Genomic DNA, 19418 nt, shown 5'->3' with positions numbered 1-19418 from the left:
GAGCGGGTGAGGCGGTCGCTCGCGGTCTCCGAGGTTGCGCAAGAACCGGGGGCGTGGCGGGCGTGCCGACCCCCGGTTCACCTCACGAGTCGCACGCGCGCGCCGACAGGAGGTGACCACCTCGTATCCGCCTGTTCGAGCCACACACCCCACCCGGATACCCAGATATTCAGGAGTGACATCCCGATGAGCGTCATGAGCCCGGTCGGCACGCGTCTCTACAGCGTCCTGCTGACCTCGCACGAGGATCGGCCCGGCACGTGGCTGACCGTCGCGGCCGATGACCTCGTCGACGCCATGCGGCGGGCCCGCGAGAACCCCTGGTGGGGCGATTCCACGCCGGAGTGGGCCCAGGCGGCCCGCGTCTCCGCGGTGGAATGCCTCGGTCTCGCCTGGCACTGACCCCCTCGATCGGGCTGCCCCTGAGGATGATTCGGAGAGGTCGGCGCGGCGCGTGCGTACCGGTGGCATCATCGGCTCCGACGAGCGATCGGTCCGGGGAACCCCAGAGGCGCCGATGCACGTTCATGATTGAGCGTGGACGCGACGAGAGGGGGTGCGATGACGGAGATGCGGACCGGCGGTACCGACACGGCTTCGCCGACCCCTCCCGCGGAGGGAGCCGAGCCCGCCGGCAGGACACGGAAGCGCCGGTGGCGTACCGGATCGACGTCGACGGGGATCAAGCGACCGCGTGACTGGGAATGGCGCCGACGCATCCGCGCCAACCCGCAGTCGCTGCGCATCTACCGCATCGTCATCGCGACCATCGGGTTCGTCATCGTCGCCGTCGGGCTCGCCCTCGTCCCGCTGCCCGGCCCCGGCTGGGTCATCGTGTTCATCGGCGTCAGCATCTGGGCCTCGGAGTTCCACTGGGCACGCCGACTGCACGGGTACGGGGTCGGCAAGGTCATCGAATGGAACGCCTGGGTGCAGCAGCAGAGCCTGTGGATCCGCGGCGGGATCGTGCTGCTCACGTGTCTGTTCGTCAACGCCGTGTTGTGGACCACGCTGAAGCTGAGCGGCATCCCGGCGTGGGTCCCCGATGAGGTCACCACGTTCATGCAGGCTCATCTCGCCCTCTGAGGCCGTCCACGGCGGAGGCGAGTTGGAGACCGGGGCCACCGGCGGGTAAGGTGACGTGGCGGTTCACGGACGTATAGCTCAGTTGGTTAGAGCGTTCGCTTCACACGCGAGAGGTCGCAGGTTCGAGTCCTGCTACGTCCACCCCACGCACAAGGCTCGAACCCTTGCCAACGGAAACGTTGGTGGAGGTTCGGGCCTTGTGTGCGTCTGCGGCCCAGGTCAGAGCGTTGGCGTTGACCTGCGGATCGAGGAGCATTTCGAAGGGCCGGTTGTGCTCGACGCGCAGCTCGTTGTCCTCGTCGATGTAGACCTTCGTGAAGAACGCCTGGTTGCATAGCCGCCGGTTGGTGTCGTCGCAGCGGGCGTAGATGTCGGCGCAGTTGGCGAGCAGTCCGAGGGCGTCGTCGAGGTGGGCGCGGGCGTCGGCGTAGTCGCCGAAGTGGGCGTCGATACGTCGGGTCACCTTGTCGAGTTCGGCGACGATTCGGTCCTGCTCGCGCTTGAGCACGGTCAGCGGGATCGCGTCGGCGTAGTGCGCCTGCATGAGCCGGTCCTGCTCGCTTTCGAGCCGGTCGCGGCTGGTGGTGAGGCGTTCCAATTCCTCGGTTTCGGCGGCCATGAGCCGGTCGAACTCGTGGTGGAGCATCCCCGCGAGTGCGTCCTGCTGAGCCGGCGTGATCTGCACGCGAGAGTAGTAGTCCTCGACGAGCTTCTCGACATCCTCGATGAGCATCGCCTGGCGCGTGCAGTCGGTCCGCTTGGAGTGTCGGCCGGAGCAGACGAAGTAGCAGTACACGTTGCCGTGGCGGTTCTTCGCGTTGGAGACGATGAGCCGCGAACCGCACTGGCCGCAGTGGATAGTGCCTTTGAGGTAGTGGCCGTGGACTTGGGTCGCCTCGACGGCGCACTGGTGCGCGGTGAGCACGGACTGGACCTGGTACCAGACCTCGGCAGGCACGAGCGCGGGACTGCTGCACGGGTAGGTGACAGGTTGGGTCAGGCCGCCTGAGTGGCGGCTGTGGCTATGGTGGCCTCGTATTCGATGGGCGTCAACCGACCGAGTCGGTCCTGGCGCCGGCGGCGGTGGTAGGTCCGCTCGAGCCAGGTGACGATGCTGATGCGTAGGTCCTGGCGGGTGGCCCAGCGGCGGCGGTCCAGGACGTTCTTCTGCAGGAGAGCGAAGAACGACTCCATCGCGGCGTTGTCGGCGCTCGTGCCGACCTGGCCCATGGATCCGACCAGGTGGTGGCGGCGCAGCGCGGCCAGGTACTTCCGCGACCGGAACTGGCTGCCCCTGTCGGAGTGGACGATGCAGCCGGCGACGTCCATGCCGTGCGCGGCGCGGGTCGCCACGGCGTTGTCCAGGGCCTGCACCGCCAGGCGTGACTTCATCCGGGCATCGATGGAGTAGCCGACGATGCGGCCCGACCAGACGTCCTTGACCGCGCACATGTAGAGCTTGCCCTCACCGGTGGGGTGCTCGGTGATGTCGGTCAGCCACAGCTGGTTCGGGCCGGCCGCGGTGAAGTCCCGCTCGACGAGGTCCTCATGCGCCGGCGGACCGGGCTTGCCGTTCTTGCCGCGCTTCTTACCGAACACACTCCACCAGCCGTTCTCCGAGCAGATCCGCCACGCGGTCCGGTCGCACATGCCCTCCCCGGCCTCACGGGCCTCGTCGGCCAGCAGCCGGTGCCCGAACTCGGGGTCGTCGCGGTGGGCGTCAAACAGCGCGTTCGCGCGGTAGGCGGCCGCCAGCTCGGCGTCGGTGACCGGTTCCTTCAGCCACCGGTAGTACGGCTGACGAGCGATCTTCAGCACCCGGCACGTCACCGTGACGGGGATCCTGTGGTTCCCCCGGATCGTGGAGGGCTTCGGGCTACGCGGCGTCCGGGACGGACGCTGCGGTGGACTGCTCGTAGTTGACCGGTGACATCATGCCAGCCGCGCTATGCCGGCGTTGGTGGTTGTAGAATCCGTAGGCCCAGTCGATGACCAGGGCCCGGGCCTGGGCTCGGGTGTCGAACGCCTGCCGGGACAGGACCTCCCACTCCAGGGAGGAGAAGAACGCCTCGGCGGCGGCGTTGTCGAAGCACGACCCGACCCGGCCCATCGACTGGCGGATCCCGAGGTCGGCGCAGAGCCGGGTGAACGAGGTCGCCGTGTAGGTCGAGCCCCGGTCGGTGTGGAAGATGACCCGGTCGGACTCGTCCTCGCGCCAGATCGCCTCCTTGCCGCCGCGAGCGGTCACGGCCATCTGGATCGCCGCGCACGCCAGGTCAGCGTCGGGGTGGGCACTGGTGGCCGCGCCGAGCAACCGGCGCGAGTACAGGTCGATCACGGTGGCCAGGTACAGCTTGCCCTCGGCCGTGGGGATCTCGGTGATGTCGCCGACCCACTTGCAGTTCGGCGCCGGCGCGGTGAAGTTGCGACGCACCAGGTCCGGGAACTTGGGTGCGGTCTTGTCCTGCCTGGTCAGGCCGCTGCGCCGCTTGATGACGCGGGCGACCAGGCCTTGGCGGCGCATCGACTCGGCGACCGTCTTCTCGCTGATCTGCCAGCCAGCCTCGCGCAGGTCGGCGTGCAAGCGCGGTGAGCCGTGCAGGCCCTTGGCGTTCTTGAACGCGACGCGCACCGCGCGGTCGACGGTGTCGCGGCGGCGGTCGGTGTCGGTGAACAGCCCGCTGGCAGCGCCGGGACCGTCGGCGCGCTTGATCCACTTGTAGAACCACGCTTCGGAGACTCCGAGCAGCGAGCAGACAAGGGCGTGTGGCACGGCGTAGTTGGTCCTCTGGTCGGCGATGAAGCGTGCCACGCTCACTTCGTCGCCTCCTTCACCCACAGGACCACGGATCGCTTGAGGACATCACGCTCCATCCGCAGCTCGGCGACCTCGGCGCGCAGCCGTTTCAGCTCCTCGTAGTCGTCCTTGGACAGCTCTCCATGACCCTCGCGTGCGGCACGGGCGCGTTGGACCCAGTTGCCCAGCGTGCCCTCGTTCACGCCAAGATCGCGAGCGACCTGCGCGATCGGCTTGTTCGTCTCCTCGACGATCCGGACCGCTCCCTCACGGAACTCCCGGTCGTACTTCTTACGCTTCTCTGGCATCTCGATCCCTCATTGTGGATGCCTCTACGCTCCAGGGGGAACTTCATCCCGTCGCCGGCCAGCTCGCGGACGAGCGGGTACATCATTTTGGGGAGATGTTCGCCTGAGACAGGTACGCCGCGGCGCGGCGCAGGACCTCGTTCTCCTGCTCCAGCAGCCGGATGCGCCGTTTGGCCTCGCGCAGCTCGGCCAGCTCCTCGCGGTCGGCGCCGGGCCTGATGCCGGCGTCGCGGTCGGCCTGGGTCATCCAGTTCGTCAGGCACGACTCGGAGATCCCGAAGTCCTTGGCCACCTGCTTGATCGTCACCCCCTCCTCGCGTTGACGGGCGACCCGGACGACATCGTCCCGGAACTCCTGGGGATAGGGCTTGGGCATGGTGCACATCCTTCCCTGCGGCGCCTCAGAGCACCACAGACTCGGTGTCACCTACCCGTGCAGCAGTCCCCGCCGGGTGGTTGCCCTTGTATCGGGTGCCTCGGTAGATGACATCGCCCTTGTAGTACGGGTTGATCAGGAGGCGATGGATGGTGGACACGGCCAAGGGCTTCGCCGGCCTCTTCGGCGTGGGCAGGCTGCGCAGTCCGCGCGAGGTGAGTTCGTCGTGGAGCTGGCTGACGCTCCAGTTCCCGGATGCGTATGCCTTGAATGCCCACTCGATCATCGGTGCTCGCTCGGGATCGAGTTCGATGGTGCGGAGCTCGCGCCCCAACTCGTCGCGCTTGCGGACGTTGAGGTAACCGATGGGTGCTCGTCCGTTCGTGCCGCCACCGATGGCCTTCTGGGTCATGCCCTTGGTGACTTCGGTGGCGAGGTTGCGGGAGTAGAACTCGGCGATCGTGGACATGATGCCGTGCAGGAGCATCCCCGACGGGGTCTCGTCGATGTTCTCCGTCGCGGATACGAGCATGACCCCGCACTGTTGGAGTGCGAGGTGGATGCTCACGTCGTCGGCGCGGTTCCTGGCGAGCCGGTCGACCTTGTGGACGATGCAGTATGCGACCTTGTTGGTCTTTACGTACTGGATCATCCGCATCAGTTCGGGCCGGTCGGACGACTTGGCCGAGGCTCCCGCGTCGATGAACTCCTCGACGATGCCGGCGCCGAGTTGTTCGGCCTTGCGCCTGGTCGCTTCGCGTTGGGCTGGGATCGAGAAGCCCTCGTCCGTGCCGCCCTTCTCAGCCTGCTCGCGGGTTGAGACCCGCAGGTAGGACACAGCGGCAGCCATTGTCTTCGGCGGGTCGGTGAGGCTGGCTGCCGGATCGTCGGCAATGGTGGTCATCGGGGTCTCACTCTCACGCGGTTCGACCCTCGCGCTCCCAACTGTTCGTGGGAGGGGGTGTTGATCGTGAGAGCAGCCGGTGAAGGCTGTAGGGCGAGACCCGATGGTCTCGGTGCGTGTTGCCCGCCGAGCGGCGAGGTTTAGGCCACAACACCCCGCATCGCGAGGCTTGCACGGTTCATTCTACCGGGCGGCTTCAGAGGCGGCCAGGCCATCCGTCGCCGCCCGGTAGGTGTCGGGTACCCGCGTGGCCTCGCGGGCCGCGCGGCTCTCGCCGGTCTCCTGCAACGTCAGCCGGATGAGGACCTCGGCGAGCTTGTGCAGGTCGGCACGGTCGCGGTGGACGGCCCGGACGGAGAACGACCGCTCCTCGTACGGGCGACGGTCGGTCTTCTTGGCATAGCGGCTCATCGGTCTACGGACCCTCGTCGTCGGCCAGGTTGGCGTAGAACTCGTCTTCGGCTTCCTGGCGCTTGCGGACCTGGGCGATCACGAAGTCCGCGAACTCCTCGTCCCTGTCGTCGAACTTCACCTCCTGGATTGAAGGGGACTCTTCGCCGGGCCAGGCGGCCTGCCGGGTGGGACGGTCGCGGTCCCCGCGCGTGCTGCAGGCGGTGACCCAGTAGCGGAGGCGTTCTCGCGCGTCGGCGAAGTCGCGGTGCCAGCCGAGGGGTGCGGACGCGTTCTGCTCGGGGTCGTAGGCCCCAAGCCAGTGCAGGTGCAGTGCCGACAGCTCCCAGACCATCTCCGGGTGGTGGTGCCAGAACGGTGGAATCACCGAGACTTGGGGGCTTGACCCCTGATCTTGGACACGCTGAATCCAGCATCGTGCTGGGGAAGCGAGATGATCCCGTCTATGGCCAGGAAGAACTACACCGACGAGTTCCGTCGGCAGGCCGTTGATCTGTACGAGTCCACACCCGGTGCCACGTTGAGAGGCATCGCCGACGACCTTGGGATCTCCCGAGGCACCTTGTCGGACTGGGTCAAGACGTTCGGCACGGGTTCGACGACCACCGCGATCACCAGCAGCAAGCCGCCGACCGGAAGGCCGGAGACACAGGCCGAGAAGGTTGCCCGGCTCGAAGCCCGGGTCGCCGAGCTCGAGGCGGACAAGACCAAGATCGAGACCGAGAAGTCGATACTTCGTCAGGCGGCAAAGTATTTCGCTGGGGAGACGAACTGGTGAGCCGCTTCCAGTTCGTTGCCGACCACCGAGACACCTTCAAGGTGAAGCGGCTGTGTGAGGTCATCGAGATCAACAGGTCCTCGTTCTACGCCTGGGAGAACGCTGCGCCGGCGCGAGCCGAACGCGCTGCCGCAGACGATGAGCTCGCGGACCGGATCCGTGCGGTCCAGGACCCTGCCCAGGGCGGTGACAAGGCCTACGGTGCGCCGCGGGTGACCGCAGAGCTCAACGACGGCGTCGATGTCGAGGATCGGGTCAACCACAAGCGCGTCGCACGCGTGATGGCTGAGAACGGCCTGGCCGGGATCCGGCTCCGGCGGAAGGTCCGCACCACGATCCCCGAACCCTCAGACCAGAAGGTGCCCGACCTGCTGAAGCGGCACTTCACCGCCGCGAGCGTGAACACCAAGTACGTCGGAGACATCACTTACCTGCCGCTTGCCGACGGGTCGAACCTTTACCTGGCGACCGTGATCGACTGCTGCTCCCGAAAGCTCGCCGGCTGGGCGGTCGCGAACCACATGCGCACCAGCCTCGTCGAGGATGCGCTCAAGGCCGCCCTCGCCGACCGAGGCAGCCTGCGCGGGGCGATCTTCCACGCCGACCACGGCTCGGTCTACACCTCCAAGGACTACGCCAAGCTCTGCGGGCAGCTCGGCGTGATCCGGTCCCTCGGTGCCGTCGGCACGAGCGCCGACAACGCCCTCGCGGAGTCGTTCAACGCCACCCTCAAACGAGAGACCCTGGCCGGCGCCGCGACCTACTCCGACGAAGCATCATGCCGCCGCGAGGTCTTCCGATGGGCGGTCCGCTACAACACCCGCCGGCGCCACTCCTACCTCGGCCAGGTGTCCCCGAACACCTACGAGAACAACCTCGCGACTACCATCCCGGAAGCCGCGTAATCCAACACACCCCGTGTCCAAAGATCGGGGGCAAGGCCCTTGCAGTCCGTAGGTGCGGCGCAGCCAGTCCACCCACCGGTTCAGCGCGAGCCATTCCTGCTCCAGCTCGTGAGCGGTGAGCAGGTTCCAGTTCACCGGGTGTGGCGGGTCGGGCATGTCGGCGTTGGTGACGCGGGGCGGCCCGTCGAACACGTCGGGCTCATCCACTTCGGACGGGCCGACGGGGAGATCGGGTGATGTGGGTTCTTGGTTCTGATCGTTCGTCATGGCGTGGCTCCCGAACTCACATGCTGACCGGCGTGGCCTGGGCCGCAGCGTTCGTCCGTCGCGGGGACTCGTAGGCGGCTGCGTCTCGTCCGGCCGAGTTGCGCGGGGTGCGGTCCACCTCGTAGCGGGTTCGCGCGGCGTCGTGGCCGATCTTCTTGGCGATGAATTCTTCGCCCTCGATCGCCTGGCCGTTGCGCTCGTAGTTGACCGGGCGCGTGTAGCCCTCGGCCACGAAGTTGTCGCCCTGAGCGAAGTTCGCGTGTGCATGCTCGGCCGACCGTCCGAACATCACCAGGTGGTGGTAGGTCGTCTCGGTCTGGGTGAACGAGCCGTCTTCCTCCCGGCGGAAGTGCTCCTTGCCGATGCGGGCGAAGAACCTCGCGTCGCCCCTGTGAAGTTCCCCTGGAGCGTAGAGGCATCCACAATGAGGGATCGAGATGCCAGAGAAGCGTAAGAAGTACGACCGGGAGTTCCGTGAGGGAGCGGTCCGGATCGTCGAGGAGACGAACAAGCCGATCGCGCAGGTCGCTCGCGATCTTGGCGTGAACGAGGGCACGCTGGGCAACTGGGTCCAACGCGCCCGTGCCGCACGCGAGGGTCATGGAGAGCTGTCCAAGGACGACTACGAGGAGCTGAAACGGCTGCGCGCCGAGGTCGCCGAGCTGCGGATGGAGCGTGATGTCCTCAAGCGATCCGTGGTCCTGTGGGTGAAGGAGGCGACGAAGTGAGCGTGGCACGCTTCATCGCCGACCAGAGGACCAACTACGCCGTGCCACACGCCCTTGTCTGCTCGCTGCTCGGAGTCTCCGAAGCGTGGTTCTACAAGTGGATCAAGCGCGCCGACGGTCCCGGCGCTGCCAGCGGGCTGTTCACCGACACCGACCGCCGCCGCGACACCGTCGACCGCGCGGTGCGCGTCGCGTTCAAGAACGCCAAGGGCCTGCACGGCTCACCGCGCTTGCACGCCGACCTGCGCGAGGCTGGCTGGCAGATCAGCGAGAAGACGGTCGCCGAGTCGATGCGCCGCCAAGGCCTGGTCGCCCGCGTCATCAAGCGGCGCAGCGGCCTGACCAGGCAGGACAAGACCGCACCCAAGTTCCCGGACCTGGTGCGTCGCAACTTCACCGCGCCGGCGCCGAACTGCAAGTGGGTCGGCGACATCACCGAGATCCCCACGGCCGAGGGCAAGCTGTACCTGGCCACCGTGATCGACCTGTACTCGCGCCGGTTGCTCGGCGCGGCCACCAGTGCCCACCCCGACGCTGACCTGGCGTGCGCGGCGATCCAGATGGCCGTGACCGCTCGCGGCGGCAAGGAGGCGATCTGGCGCGAGGACGAGTCCGACCGGGTCATCTTCCACACCGACCGGGGCTCGACCTACACGGCGACCTCGTTCACCCGGCTCTGCGCCGACCTCGGGATCCGCCAGTCGATGGGCCGGGTCGGGTCGTGCTTCGACAACGCCGCCGCCGAGGCGTTCTTCTCCTCCCTGGAGTGGGAGGTCCTGTCCCGGCAGGCGTTCGACACCCGAGCCCAGGCCCGGGCCCTGGTCATCGACTGGGCCTACGGATTCTACAACCACCAACGCCGGCATAGCGCGGCTGGCATGATGTCACCGGTCAACTACGAGCAGTCCACCGCAGCGTCCGTCCCGGACGCCGCGTAGCCCGAAGCCCTCCACGATCCGGGGGAACCACACTGGCCGTCTCGGTGAGCAACGGCTCCGAGGCGATGAAGCCCGACAGTGATTCCTGGGTGTGAATGGCCATGATGGCGTCCTCCTGAACTTGGGCGGCCAGCTGCATGTGGTCGCTGTGTCAGGCAGGTGCGCCCCGGCGCCCAGAGTTGTCAGGGTGCGGGGCGGCGCAGGAGGGCTTCGAGTTCGGCGCGGTCACCGCGGAGTTGCGCGGCATCCTGTCGGGTGGGCCAGGCTCGTAGGTCGGTGACGATGGGTGGTGCGGAGCGGAGCATGGTGATGCCGGTGCCGAAGGGCAGGGTGCGGATGCGGTCTGGTGGCAGGATCGGGACGCGGCGGATGGAGCGTTGGTTGGAGCGGGTGCCGCGGTCTCCGAGGGTGATGCTGTCGGTGTACTCGTCGCGTTCGCCGATGAGGGTGGAGAGGTCTTGGAGGTCGCGGCTGTTGGAGGCGCCGCCGAGGATGATCTTGACGATGCTGGCGTCCCAGATCGCGCCGGCTTGGTGCTCGCTCCACCGGTCGCGGGCTTGGGCGAGCGACTGCAACACGGGCATGGTCGTGATCCCGGTGCCGCCGCCTTCAGCCATGAGCGTCGGGAGCGACGGCAGTGGCGCGAGGTTCCCGATCTCGTCGAGCGCGAGCAGCAGCGGCGGGTCGAGTCGGGCTCCGGGTGAGCGGGCGGCGAGCCTGCGTGCTGTCTCGATGAGGTCTTCGACGAACGCCGCGACCAGCGACGCGGACGCGCCCGCGCCGGCGCCGGTGGCGAGCAGGTAGAGGGTGCCCTGTTCGGTGAGGAACGACTCGGGGTCGAATTGCTCGTGCGGTCCGGGTGACACCGCGTCGAGCACGCGGGGGTCGGCAAGTGCGGCGAGGGCGAGTGAGACGCCTTGCCAGATGCTGTCGCGGGTCTTGGGGTCGGCGTCGATCATCGCGGCTAGTGAGTCGTCCCATCCCATCGCCGCGTTCGGGTGGGAGTTGAGGATCGCGACCGCTTCGGACGCAGCCGAGGGGTCGAGGGTCCATCTGAACAGTTCGGCTGGTGGTCTGCCGTCGAGTGCTGCGGCGTGCAGCAGGCTCTGAAGCGCGGTGCGGGTCTTGCCTTCCCAGAAGCCACCGGACTCCACCCCGCCAGCGGAGAGTCCGGTGGCGGCGGCGAGGCCGTTGGCGCGGATCATCGCGGTCAGCGGGTCGTGGCAGCCGCGCACGGGCGACCAGCGCAGCCCGGCAGGGACGCCCTCGGCCAGTCGTTGCGGGTCAAACACCGCGACCGGCCCGCCGCGACGGCGACGGGCGCGGAGGGTGGCGGTGAGGTTGTCTGGCCTCGTGCTGGTGGTGACGACCGCGCCGGGGGCGTCGAGGATCGCGTTGATGACAACGTGCAGGCCTTTGCCGGAGCGGGGTGGCCCGATCAGCAGGATCGAGTCCTCGACCGATGCCCACACCTTCGTGCCCCTGCTGGCTCCGAGAAGGTAGCCGACATCCTCCGGGACTGGGGCTTCCAGCGACGGCCGCAGCGTCCCAGCACGGTGTAGCAGTGCCTTCGCTGACGCGGCCGTTTTCACTTCCTGGCTGGTGGCGATCCCGGCGAGGCGGTGCGGGTCGGTCTCAGTCTTCCTGGTGTGGTGGCGCAGCCTGATCCACAGCCACACCGCGGCGGCGGCGAGCCCGCCGAGCATGACTGCACTGACGAGCCAGTACAGGATCGGGTCCAGCCCATCGGCGCCGAGTGCGGTCGCGGGGTCGGCGGGGTTGAACAGCACTCTGAGGCCCGCGGCGGGGCCGGCGTCGGGCTGTGGCAGTCCGGTGAGGAACGCGGTGACGCTGCCGGCTGCGCGCAGGATGAGCGCGATGCCAAACATGCCGATCAGCCCGATGAGGGCTGCGTTGGTGAGTTCGTCGCCCATGCCACCTGCCTGTCGCTGGTTCATGTCAGCCGCCGCACCGCGAACGTGCCCGAGATACGCCCGAGCAGGATGACTTCCTGCCCCGCGGCATCAGGGAGGGCGTCGAGGTCGATGAGCGCGCGGGCCTCGCCGAGGCCGGTGGCGTCGGTGTGGCAGACGATCACAGCGACGGCGACATCCTCGCCGGGGACGAACCCGTCGGCGGTGACCTCCATCAAGCGCGGCACCCGGCGTGCGTGACGACTCCGCCGCGTCTCCGGCACCGGCTTCTCAGACAGGGGTGCGGCGCGTCGGGGTGTGCGGGGGCGGATGATGTCGGTGAAGACGCTCCCGTCGCACTCACGCACCTCCACCCGCACCGCGACGGTTCGATCCTTGGTGATCGCATCCATCAGCGGCCCGAACGTCGTCCGCGTCCACGCGGTCTCGCCGGGTGCTGGGAAGGGTGTTCCATCGACGGTCGCGGTCAGTGTTCCGTCGGCGGCGACGGTGACGAGCACGTGGGGCAGCTCGACCGGCGCCGTGGTCTCGTCGTCGTTCGGGTCAGGTCGGCGGGGGCTGGTGAGGTTCATCGGTGGCCTCCCGCTGCGCGGCTGCTGGTGTCGAACAGAGCGAGCTCGGCAGGGTGCAGCTGATGCTGCGTGACGAAGCTCCTGGCCTTGATCCGCCACAGCCCTTGACCGACGCCGAGGTTCGGCAGGAGCTGCTGCTCGGTGCCGGTCAGGCCGAGGGCGGTCGCGGTCGGGCCGAGCTGGTCGGACTCCTGGCGGTACACGATCCGCGTCTCCGCGTTCGCGAGCAGCGAGTTGGCCAGTGATCGCATCGCGGAGCCTTGGTCTCCCACGTTGTCGAGGTCGGTGAGCTTGTGGAAGATCAGCATGTTCGCGATCCCGTAGTGCCGGGCGAGTCGCCAGTGCGCGTCCATCCGCCGCAGCAGCGCCGGGTGGGACATGAGTCGCCAAGCCTCGTCATAGATCACCCACCGCTGCCCGCCGTCCGGGTCGAGCAGCGCGGACTCCATCCACGCCGACGAGCACGTCATCAACACCGAGATCAGCGTCGAGTTCTCCGTGACACGGGAAAGGTCGAGGGAGATCATCGGCAACGACGGATCGAACCTGACGGTGGAAGGCCCATCGAACAGCCCGGCCAGGTCACCGGCTACGAGACGGCGCAGCGCGTGACCAACCAGACGCCCATCCTCTGCCAGCCTTCCGTCGGCATCCGAGCTGGGGGCAAGGATGCGTTCGACGACCATCGGCAGGATCGGCACGTCGTTCTCCCGCACGGTTTGGGTCAGGGCGATGTCGATCGCGGTGTGCTCCAACGGCGACAGCCCTCGTGCGAGCACGGTCTCGGCGAGCGCACCGATCAGGTCACGACGCCGGGCCGCGACCGTGCTGGTCCACTGCTCGTCGGAGAGCCCGGCGGGCCGGTGGCCCTCGTCGAGCGGGTTCAGTCGGGTGTTGAGTCCGTGGCCGAGAATTATCGCGCGTCCGCCGACGGCATTGGCAACCGCAGTGTGCTCGCCCTTCGGGTCACCCGGCACGTACACGCGCCGACCGAACGGCAACGACCGCGTGTACAGCGACTTGGCGAGGCTCGACTTCCCCGAACCGACGATCCCGGCCAGCATCACGTTCGGGGCGGTGATGATCCCACGCGCGTACAACACCCACGGGTCGTAGACGAAACTCCCACCCGAGTACAGGTCCTGCCCCACGAACACCCCATCGGCACCGAGACCGCCCTCGGCGACGAACGGATACGCACCCGCCAATGTCGCCGACGTGTCCTGATGCCGCGTGAGATGGAACCGGCCGGGCGTCCGCAACCGAGCGGCACCTGGCTCGCCGGCCTTCGGGAGGTAGATCGTGGCGCGCCGCTCGGCCCGCTCCTGCTCGGCCTTGACCTTCGCGGCGGCGAGCGCGGCCGTGCGCTGCTCGGCGTGCAAGCGGGCTTCTGCGCGTCGGCGCTGCTTGCGGAGCTTTCGCCGTTCCTTCGACGGTGCCACCAGAACAGCGGTGTGCAGCCGCTCGCGATCCTGGGTCACAGCCCCAGCCCCCGCGCCTGCTTCACCGCAGCGGTCTTCGTCGGCTCGAACCACGACCCATCCCGCTTCGAGGCCGGAAGGTCGGCCCGCTTCGGGGCGCCCGGCGACGAGTACGACACCAACAACTCCGGGCCATCCCGCATCGGAGACGGCGCTGCCTGCTCGGCATCCTGAGCCTCGGCGTCAGGGTCGGTGTAGCGGCGCAGCAACGAGACGTAGCCGATGTGCGGGTTGACGACCAGCGCGTAATCGCCGGAGATCGCCACCTGGTCGTTGGTGCCCTCGCCGGGCTCGTCGTAGACGTACCCGTTCTCCAGCGCCGCGTGCGTGGTCTCGTCGCCGTAGTCCCACTGCGCGAGGTAGTCCACCGCATCGACATGCCCCAGCTCGCCGAGGATGCGCAACGGCCGGTCGGCCTCATCGCCCTGGAGGAACACCACGTTGATCCACCTCGACGGGGCGGCCTCCTCGACGACGGGCTCCGGGTGCCAGGCGATCCTGCCGACCGCGATGAAACCCTCCGCAAGCCGGTCGTAGGCCCGGTCGACGAGATTCGCAGCCTGGCGCAACTCCTCGGCGGCAGTCAGCGTATCCCGTACGCCGGCCTCGTGGCTTCCGTCGTCGTTGAACGCGTGCGCAGCCTTGCGCTCGTGCACATCGGCGATCTGATCGAGCACCTGCCGAATCGACCGCATCCCCGACGAAAGGTTACCGATCACCCCGTACATCTGCGCGGGCTGATCGAACGTGCGGCTCGCGTGAGCCAACCCCCGCAGGGCCTCGGACGCCTCAGCGGCGTCGGCGGTCGAATCGAAGAACGTGGGCATCATGGACCTCCCTGGTGCGTATGACGGGGAGGTGCGCTGAGTCATCCACTTCTCCGGTGGCTCGCGAACTCGCTCGATACGATGGGTTCGTGGGGCGGATTCCGGGGTATTACGAGTGGGACGACGATGACTTGACCCCGGGGCGCAAGAAGGAGGGCGGGCTTCACCAGAACCTGTTCGATGCTGACGGCAGCTTGAAGGGAAGTGCGCGGTTCGTCCCTGCCGAGGAGGTTGACCCCGATCCCGTCTATGTCACGGAGTACGTCACAGAGCACGTCTACGTTCCGGCTGAGGAAAGGCGCCTGACCCCAGAACAACAAGAGCTGGCTGATCTCATCGGCGAGGTGCTCATCGCGTTCATGACCAAGGGAATCGAGCGAGCCAAACCCCACGTCAAGAAGTGGTTGGCGGAGTCAGTTCGTCCATTCGTAGGCGAACAACGCGCTCGGTTGTCCCAGTTGCGTCCAAAACGCCCGCTGAAGGCAGACCGCGCTTCCCTCGAATCTGACCGCCTCCCCGTTGACTCCGATCAATCCTCAGCTGAGATCGCTGTAGCCGCACCTCGCCCGAAGATGTCCAGCGCAGAAGCCCAAGCCCGGTATCTCGCAGCAATGGCCGCGCGCGCGTTCAGCGAGGAGCAGATGAGGATGGTTCGGAGCGCGGACATCCTCGATGTGGAGAACATCACCGAGATCGAATCGAAGATCGCAGAACTGCCGCCCAGCGAGGTGCGGGAGCTGATGTCCAGGATGGTCACTGATCCTTCAATGCTCGGCGAAGAGACGCTGGCCGAGTTGGCAAGCGTGCTTGCGAGAGTCAATCGCCCTGCCCAGGAAGAGTTCCGCCAGCTACCACAAGAACGCGACTGAGTAGCTCCCACGCCCTTTGTCCTAGACCCGCCGACACAGCGGGAGCGCGGCGGCGGTAAACGCGGCGGCTTGCTGGCCGACGAGGAGCCGGGTCTCGCAGGATGCTTGGATCGCGGCTTGCTCGATGGCGGCGACGGCGGCGTCGAGTTCTTCCACGGTGGGTGCGGAGACGGCGATGAGGCCGCTGTAGCGCAGGATGCCGTGGCCGGCGGTCAGGTCGGCTTCTTGCTGGAGCACGTCGTGGTACTCGGCAGTCTGCGAGGCGTCCTCGATCTGGCCGATCTTCGCCCGCTGGGCTTGGTCGGAGATGTGCTCAACTGAATCGCCCTGGGTCTGATGGAGGCTCGGGCTATTGGATTCCGACCAGGAGTTGGTCGGTCCGTTTCGTAGCGTAGAACGTCGCCTCGAACTCCGCTGGTGGGACGTCGGCCAGGTAGCCGTGGAGTCGGTCGTGGTTGTGCCAGTGGACCCAGCTCAGGGTGGCGAGCTCGACGTCCTCGACGGTCCTCCACGGCCGTCTCTCGCGTGCGGGACCGCGGATGAGCTCGGCCTTGTAGTAGCCGTTCACGGTCTCGGCCAGGGCGTTGTCGTAGCTGTCGCCGACGGTGCCGATCGACGGCACGGCACCGATCTCTGCCAAGCGCTCGCCGTAGCGAATCGACGTAAATTGACTGCCCGCGTCGCTGTGACACCGCAGACCGGTGAGCTGGGTGCCGCGTGACCAACGGGCCATCTCGATGGCATCGAGGACCATCGTGGTCCGCATGTGGGATGCGACCCGCCACCCGACGATCGCGCGTGAGTAGGCGTCGATGATGAAGCAGACGTACGCGACGCCGGCCCAGGTCGGCACATAGGTCAGGTCGGTGACCCACAGCTGGTTCGGCGCGGAGGCGGTGAAGTCGCGGCCCACCAGGTCGGGGTGGCGAGGCACGTCCGGATCGGGCTTGGTGGTGCGGACCCCCTTGGTGCGCCCGACACCCTCAATGCCTGCGGTGCGCATCAGCCGGGCGACCTGGTCCCGGCCGATGTCGTGACCGCCACGCCGTGCAGCCTTCCAGACCTTCCGGGCGCCATAGACCCGATAGTTGTCGTCCCACAGCTGCCGCACGATCGGGCCCATCACCTCATCGCGCTGGGCGCGAGCCGACGGCCGGCGGTTCTTGAACTCGTAGTAGCTGCTCGGGGCCACCTGCAGCACGCTGCAGATGAGCTCGACCCCCAGACGCCGGCCCGCGACGACATCATCGCGGTTGACGTCGATGAACGCGGCTACCTCTTGTGCTGGCGGTCGAGCTCCGCCCCGAAGAAACTGGCTGCCCTCTTCAGGATCTCGTTGGCCCGCTTGAGCTCCCGGACCTCCTGCTCGAGGGCCTTCATCCGCGCGGCGTCGCTCGTGCTGACCCCCGGCACGTGGCCCTCGTCTATGTCGGCCTGGCGGACCCAGGACCGCACCGATTCGGTGCCGTACCCGAGCTGGGACGCGACGCGCTGGATCGTGCCGTGCTCGGTGCCCAGCTCAGCACGCAGTGTCCTGACCAGCCGCACCGCAGCTGCCTTCTCTTCAGGGCTGTAGCGACGCGTGGTCGGCTTCCCCGGGGTGGTGTCCTTCGGCATGAGTCCATCCTCGTTTCCAAACGATGGAGACTCCAACCAACCCAGTGCGATTCAAACCTTCTTCTTGCGGATGTCCCGGGCAGCCTGGTCAGAGCGCATCGGAGTGCAGATCAGCGAGAACGAGCGCTGGATGCCGGTGGACAGCAGTACCGGCGACAAGAACCCTGGATACACCAGCGACCGCGGCCACTCGCTGACCCAGAGCACCGCGTGGTGGGCGGAGTCGGTGCGCAGTCGGCCCCAGGTTTCGGTGACTGCGACCGGTCCCGCCGTGGCGAGCGACTGGCCGAGCCTGCCGTGACGTTCCAGGGTCGCTGCGATGGCCGGGTCGTATGCCGAGCGGAGCATGACCGCGATCTGCCCTGGGGTGAGCCATCCCGACGGTGACAGGTCGGCGGAGCGGAGCGCGGCGACGAGTGTGCTCATCTCTTGCCGCAGGACGGCGGCGGCACCGCGTATCCCACCGCCGGCGGTTCTGATCTGCCTGGCGCTGGCCCTCATGTCGAGGCTCAGCGAGAGCGTGGTGGCGTGGCGTTCGCCGGCGGGTCCGGCGCGGTCGATGAGTTCGGCGTAGGTGTCGGCTGCCCACGATCCGTCGGGGGTGCCGTGGGTGGCCCACCATTCGGCGAGGCCGGTTCCTGAGTCTGGGAGGGTGCGTTCGAGGACTTGCAGAGTCGCGATACGCCCGGACCGGCAGACCGTAGCGAGAACGCGACTCCAGGAGGTGACGCGGCGTTCCTGCTCGCCGGGATCGAGGAGCACGAACGCGGGATGCGTAACCTCGCACACCACGGTCAGGGTGGCTCCATGCGGGTCGTGGATCATCCCCGCGCTCGTCTCCGGGTCGGTGTACTCGCGCAACCGCGCCATGTCACCGGGCAGCGCGAGTGTCCCGACGGGGCGCGGCACCACGATCCTGCGCCGGTACAGCAGTTGCCCGCCGGTGGTGCGCCACAGCCACCAGCAGGCGATGGGCAGCCATTCCACGATCGGTCGGCCCGCGATGGGAATCCAGGTCAGTGCGGCGGCGAGTACCCAGATCGGTGCGGTGTAGGCCAGCAGCATCCCACCTCCGGCGTAGAACGCGCCGATCAACGTCGCTCCGCCGATGGCGAGGGTGATGAGCTGCGTCAGCGACAGGCCGAGGAGGACACCGCGGCGGGTGAGGCGGGAGAACTTCACCGGCACCAGCTCGCCCGCAGTCTGCCGGTCGTTGTTCGTGCTTCTCATCGTCTACTCCTTCGTCGGGCGTGGCGCAGGCGGCGGGGGCTGCTTAGGCGGCGGCGGTGACGGATCGGCGCTTGGCGGACGCGGCGCGGGGCTCGACGGCGGTGCCACCGCTGGTGTTGCGGGCGGTGGTGGTGTCTGCGCGGCAGCGTCGGCGGCGTGCTCGCCCTGGGCTCCCAGTGCTGTCCCGGCCTTCGGTCCGGCTGTGGCGGCGCCCTTGGCGACGCTCGCTCCAATCACCACGCCCGCGGCCACGGGTCCGGCTGCGGCTGCTCCGCTTCCGCCGGCTGCGGCACCTCCACCGCCTGCCGCGCCTCCGCTGCTCGCGGCAGGTGTCGGCACCAGGGTCTTCGGCGGCGGTGGCGCGCTACTCCCGCTCCCTCCGCCAGCGCCCCCACCGGAGTTGCCGCCGCCACCTGCCCCGTCGAGTACCTTCTTCGGGTCTCCGCCGCCTTGCGGCTTGGACGGGACCGGGATCGGGCGGTTGAGCGCGCTCTTGGCGTCCTGTTCGGAGCCGATCGCGTGGTACATGTCGAACCCGACGAACGCGATGAACTTGTAGGTCAGATACGGCGCGAACGCGGCCATCGCCATCAGCACGATCCCGGCGATGGGATCACTGACTGACGCCAGGTCCGCGTCGATGGGTGCGGAGACCTGGGTGATCGCGACCAGGAACATCACGACGAGGACGAGCTTGGAGCAGATCAGGGCGACGACGAACATCGCCCATTTCCCGACCCATCCTCGGCTGGCGTCCCAGGATGCGCCGCTGAACGCGAGCGGAGCGAACACCACCGCCACCAGCAACAGTGCCTTCCTGACGAGCAGGGAGAGCCACACGATGGCTGCGGCGGTGATCGCGAGGCCGGCCATGAAGATAGTAATGATCGCGCCGACACCGGGGGCGGCGATATTGATGCCGACCAGTCCCGCTGCGAGGAGGGCGATCTTGTCGCCCATCGACTCAGTGGTCTCCCCGGCAGCCTGCACGATCCCGATGCACAGCTGATCGACGACTTCCAACAGCAGCGCCGTGAGCGTGATGACCACGAACGATCCGAGGACGGATTTCGCCAGCCCCAATGCGGCGCGGGTGAGCGCGGTGGGGTCGCGGCGAACCAACCCGGTGATGAGTTGGAGGCAGAAGAAGATCAGCATCACGAAGACCGCGATGCCGAACAGCAGGTTGTAGACGGCGACGTAGCCGGGCTTGGTGACATCCACCAGCGTGGTGGTGTCGAACACCGACCAGACCGCCTCGAACAGCCACCCGGCGGCGGCGCCCATCGCCTGGGCGAGCCAGTCGAACGGGGCCGCCACCAGAGAAGCGGCCCCTTCGCCGACGGCATCGCACACCGATGAGATCACGGGAACGTCGCACACGCCCATC

General features: G+C 67.8%; 19 protein-coding genes, 1 tRNA gene, 5 pseudogenes and 1 other annotated feature. Of the genes and pseudogenes, 7 read left to right on the top strand and 18 right to left on the bottom strand.

Annotation, left to right across the window (positions count from 1 at the left end):
- Positions 1–186 precede the first annotated feature (186 nt).
- From QQK49_RS08575 to QQK49_RS08565, 3 genes are all read left to right on the top strand, one after another.
- The gene (locus QQK49_RS08575) at positions 187–402 is read left to right on the top strand and encodes a hypothetical protein (protein WP_284303553.1); all 216 of its coding nucleotides are present in this window, start codon (positions 187–189) and stop codon (positions 400–402) included.
- Between the two features lie 159 nt (positions 403–561).
- Positions 562–1086 carry a TIGR02611 family protein gene (locus QQK49_RS08570; protein ID WP_284303552.1) on the top strand — a complete coding sequence of 175 codons (525 nt, stop codon included), beginning with the start codon at positions 562–564 and terminating at the stop codon, positions 1084–1086.
- Positions 1087–1153: 67 nt separating this feature from the next.
- Positions 1154–1227: transfer RNA gene (locus QQK49_RS08565), tRNA-Val, on the top strand.
- Here the strand turns inward: QQK49_RS08565 and QQK49_RS08560 are convergent.
- The 8 genes and pseudogenes from QQK49_RS08560 to QQK49_RS08525 form a co-directional block, all read right to left on the bottom strand.
- Positions 1187–2011 (bottom strand): recombinase zinc ribbon domain-containing protein, encoded by an 825-nt coding sequence (locus QQK49_RS08560; RefSeq protein WP_284305858.1) that lies wholly within the window; start codon positions 2009–2011, stop codon positions 1187–1189. The two genes, QQK49_RS08565 and QQK49_RS08560, sit on opposite strands and share 41 nt — an antisense overlap.
- 71 nt (positions 2012–2082) lie before the next feature.
- Positions 2083–2946 (bottom strand): IS3 family transposase, encoded by an 864-nt coding sequence (locus QQK49_RS08555; protein WP_284305857.1) that lies wholly within the window; start codon positions 2944–2946, stop codon positions 2083–2085.
- 16 nt (positions 2947–2962) lie between these two features.
- A complete protein-coding gene (locus tag QQK49_RS08550) occupies positions 2963–3898 on the bottom strand; it encodes an IS3 family transposase (protein ID WP_284302823.1) in 936 nt (311 codons plus the stop codon).
- Between the two features lie 2 nt (positions 3899–3900).
- On the bottom strand, positions 3901–4191 hold the full coding sequence (locus tag QQK49_RS08545) for a transposase (protein WP_182818941.1): 291 nt from the start codon (positions 4189–4191) through the stop codon (positions 3901–3903).
- Between the two features lie 85 nt (positions 4192–4276).
- A pseudogene (locus QQK49_RS08540) lies at positions 4277–4567 on the bottom strand (transposase); the annotation flags it as partial.
- A 25-nt stretch (positions 4568–4592) separates the two neighbouring features.
- Positions 4593–5471, bottom strand: coding sequence for a recombinase family protein (locus QQK49_RS08535; RefSeq protein ID WP_284303551.1), 879 nt, complete (start codon positions 5469–5471; stop codon positions 4593–4595).
- Positions 5472–5654: 183 nt separating this feature from the next.
- The gene (locus tag QQK49_RS08530; RefSeq protein ID WP_284303550.1) at positions 5655–5882 is read right to left on the bottom strand and encodes a hypothetical protein; all 228 of its coding nucleotides are present in this window, start codon (positions 5880–5882) and stop codon (positions 5655–5657) included.
- A 4-nt stretch (positions 5883–5886) separates the two neighbouring features.
- Positions 5887–6255: pseudogene (locus QQK49_RS08525) on the bottom strand (hypothetical protein); the annotation flags it as partial.
- A 72-nt stretch (positions 6256–6327) separates the two neighbouring features.
- Here QQK49_RS08525 and QQK49_RS08520 point away from each other — a divergent pair.
- Positions 6328–7565 (top strand): IS3 family transposase gene (locus tag QQK49_RS08520; RefSeq protein ID WP_284303549.1). Its coding sequence is split into 2 segments (ribosomal slippage): positions 6328–6643 and positions 6643–7565, totalling 1239 coding nucleotides; the frame shifts between segments, so codons are not numbered across the junction.
- 42 nt (positions 7566–7607) lie between these two features.
- Here the strand turns inward: QQK49_RS08520 and QQK49_RS23230 are convergent.
- Together QQK49_RS23230 and QQK49_RS23225 are read right to left on the bottom strand one after the other, a co-directional pair.
- Positions 7608–7832: pseudogene (locus QQK49_RS23230) on the bottom strand (hypothetical protein); the annotation flags it as partial.
- A gap of 16 nt (positions 7833–7848) precedes the next feature.
- Entirely contained in the window at positions 7849–8121 is a 273-nt protein-coding gene (locus QQK49_RS23225) for a single-stranded DNA-binding protein (RefSeq protein ID WP_431310520.1), read from the bottom strand.
- A gap of 148 nt (positions 8122–8269) precedes the next feature.
- Between QQK49_RS23225 and QQK49_RS08510 the strand changes: the two genes are divergently transcribed.
- Positions 8270–8560, top strand: a complete 291-nt coding sequence (locus tag QQK49_RS08510) for a transposase (protein WP_182818941.1) — start codon at positions 8270–8272, stop codon at positions 8558–8560.
- A gap of 2 nt (positions 8561–8562) precedes the next feature.
- Entirely contained in the window at positions 8563–9498 is a 936-nt protein-coding gene (locus QQK49_RS08505; RefSeq protein WP_284302823.1) for an IS3 family transposase, read from the top strand.
- 182 nt (positions 9499–9680) lie between these two features.
- Here QQK49_RS08505 and QQK49_RS08500 read toward each other — a convergent pair whose 3' ends face one another.
- Genes QQK49_RS08500 through QQK49_RS08485 form a run of 4 tightly spaced genes read right to left on the bottom strand, consistent with a single transcriptional unit; the run spans position 9681 to position 14315 of the window.
- Complete coding sequence (locus QQK49_RS08500) at positions 9681–11456, bottom strand: type IV secretory system conjugative DNA transfer family protein (protein ID WP_284303548.1); 1776 nt, start codon at positions 11454–11456, stop codon at positions 9681–9683.
- Positions 11453–12004, bottom strand: coding sequence for a hypothetical protein (locus tag QQK49_RS08495; RefSeq protein WP_284303547.1), 552 nt, complete (start codon positions 12002–12004; stop codon positions 11453–11455). Before QQK49_RS08495 ends, QQK49_RS08500 begins: the two co-directional genes overlap by 4 nt.
- A complete protein-coding gene (locus tag QQK49_RS08490; protein ID WP_284303546.1) occupies positions 12001–13485 on the bottom strand; it encodes an ATP-binding protein in 1485 nt (494 codons plus the stop codon). The genes QQK49_RS08495 and QQK49_RS08490 overlap by 4 nt, the downstream gene beginning before the upstream one ends.
- Positions 13482–14315, bottom strand: a complete 834-nt coding sequence (locus QQK49_RS08485) for a hypothetical protein (protein ID WP_284303545.1) — start codon at positions 14313–14315, stop codon at positions 13482–13484. The genes QQK49_RS08490 and QQK49_RS08485 overlap by 4 nt, the downstream gene beginning before the upstream one ends.
- 53 nt (positions 14316–14368) lie before the next feature.
- Between QQK49_RS08485 and QQK49_RS08480 the strand changes: the two genes are divergently transcribed.
- Positions 14369–15181 (top strand): hypothetical protein, encoded by an 813-nt coding sequence (locus QQK49_RS08480; protein ID WP_284303544.1) that lies wholly within the window; start codon positions 14369–14371, stop codon positions 15179–15181.
- 21 nt (positions 15182–15202) lie between these two features.
- Here the strand turns inward: QQK49_RS08480 and QQK49_RS08475 are convergent.
- The 4 genes and pseudogenes from QQK49_RS08475 to QQK49_RS08460 form a co-directional block, all read right to left on the bottom strand.
- Positions 15203–15499, bottom strand: a pseudogene (locus QQK49_RS08475) (SCO6880 family protein); the annotation flags it as partial.
- A gap of 31 nt (positions 15500–15530) precedes the next feature.
- Positions 15531–16798 (bottom strand): IS3 family transposase gene (locus QQK49_RS08470; protein ID WP_284303543.1). Its coding sequence is split into 2 segments (ribosomal slippage): positions 15531–16495 and positions 16495–16798, totalling 1269 coding nucleotides; the frame shifts between segments, so codons are not numbered across the junction.
- Positions 16365–16499: a sequence feature (AL1L pseudoknot), on the bottom strand. (Overlaps the previous gene by 135 nt.)
- Positions 16799–16852: 54 nt before the next feature.
- A pseudogene (locus tag QQK49_RS08465) lies at positions 16853–18028 on the bottom strand (SCO6880 family protein); the annotation flags it as partial.
- Positions 18029–18031: 3 nt separating this feature from the next.
- Positions 18032–19417, bottom strand: coding sequence for a conjugal transfer protein TrbL (locus QQK49_RS08460; RefSeq protein ID WP_284303542.1), 1386 nt, complete (start codon positions 19415–19417; stop codon positions 18032–18034).
- Position 19418: the final 1 nt, after the last annotated feature.

It is taken from the genome of Mobilicoccus caccae, assembly GCF_030161635.1.
Lineage (GTDB): Bacteria > Actinomycetota > Actinomycetes > Actinomycetales > Dermatophilaceae > Mobilicoccus > Mobilicoccus caccae.
The sequence above is the reverse complement of the archived record's forward strand: the minus strand, read 5'-3'. Positions and strand labels throughout refer to the sequence as shown.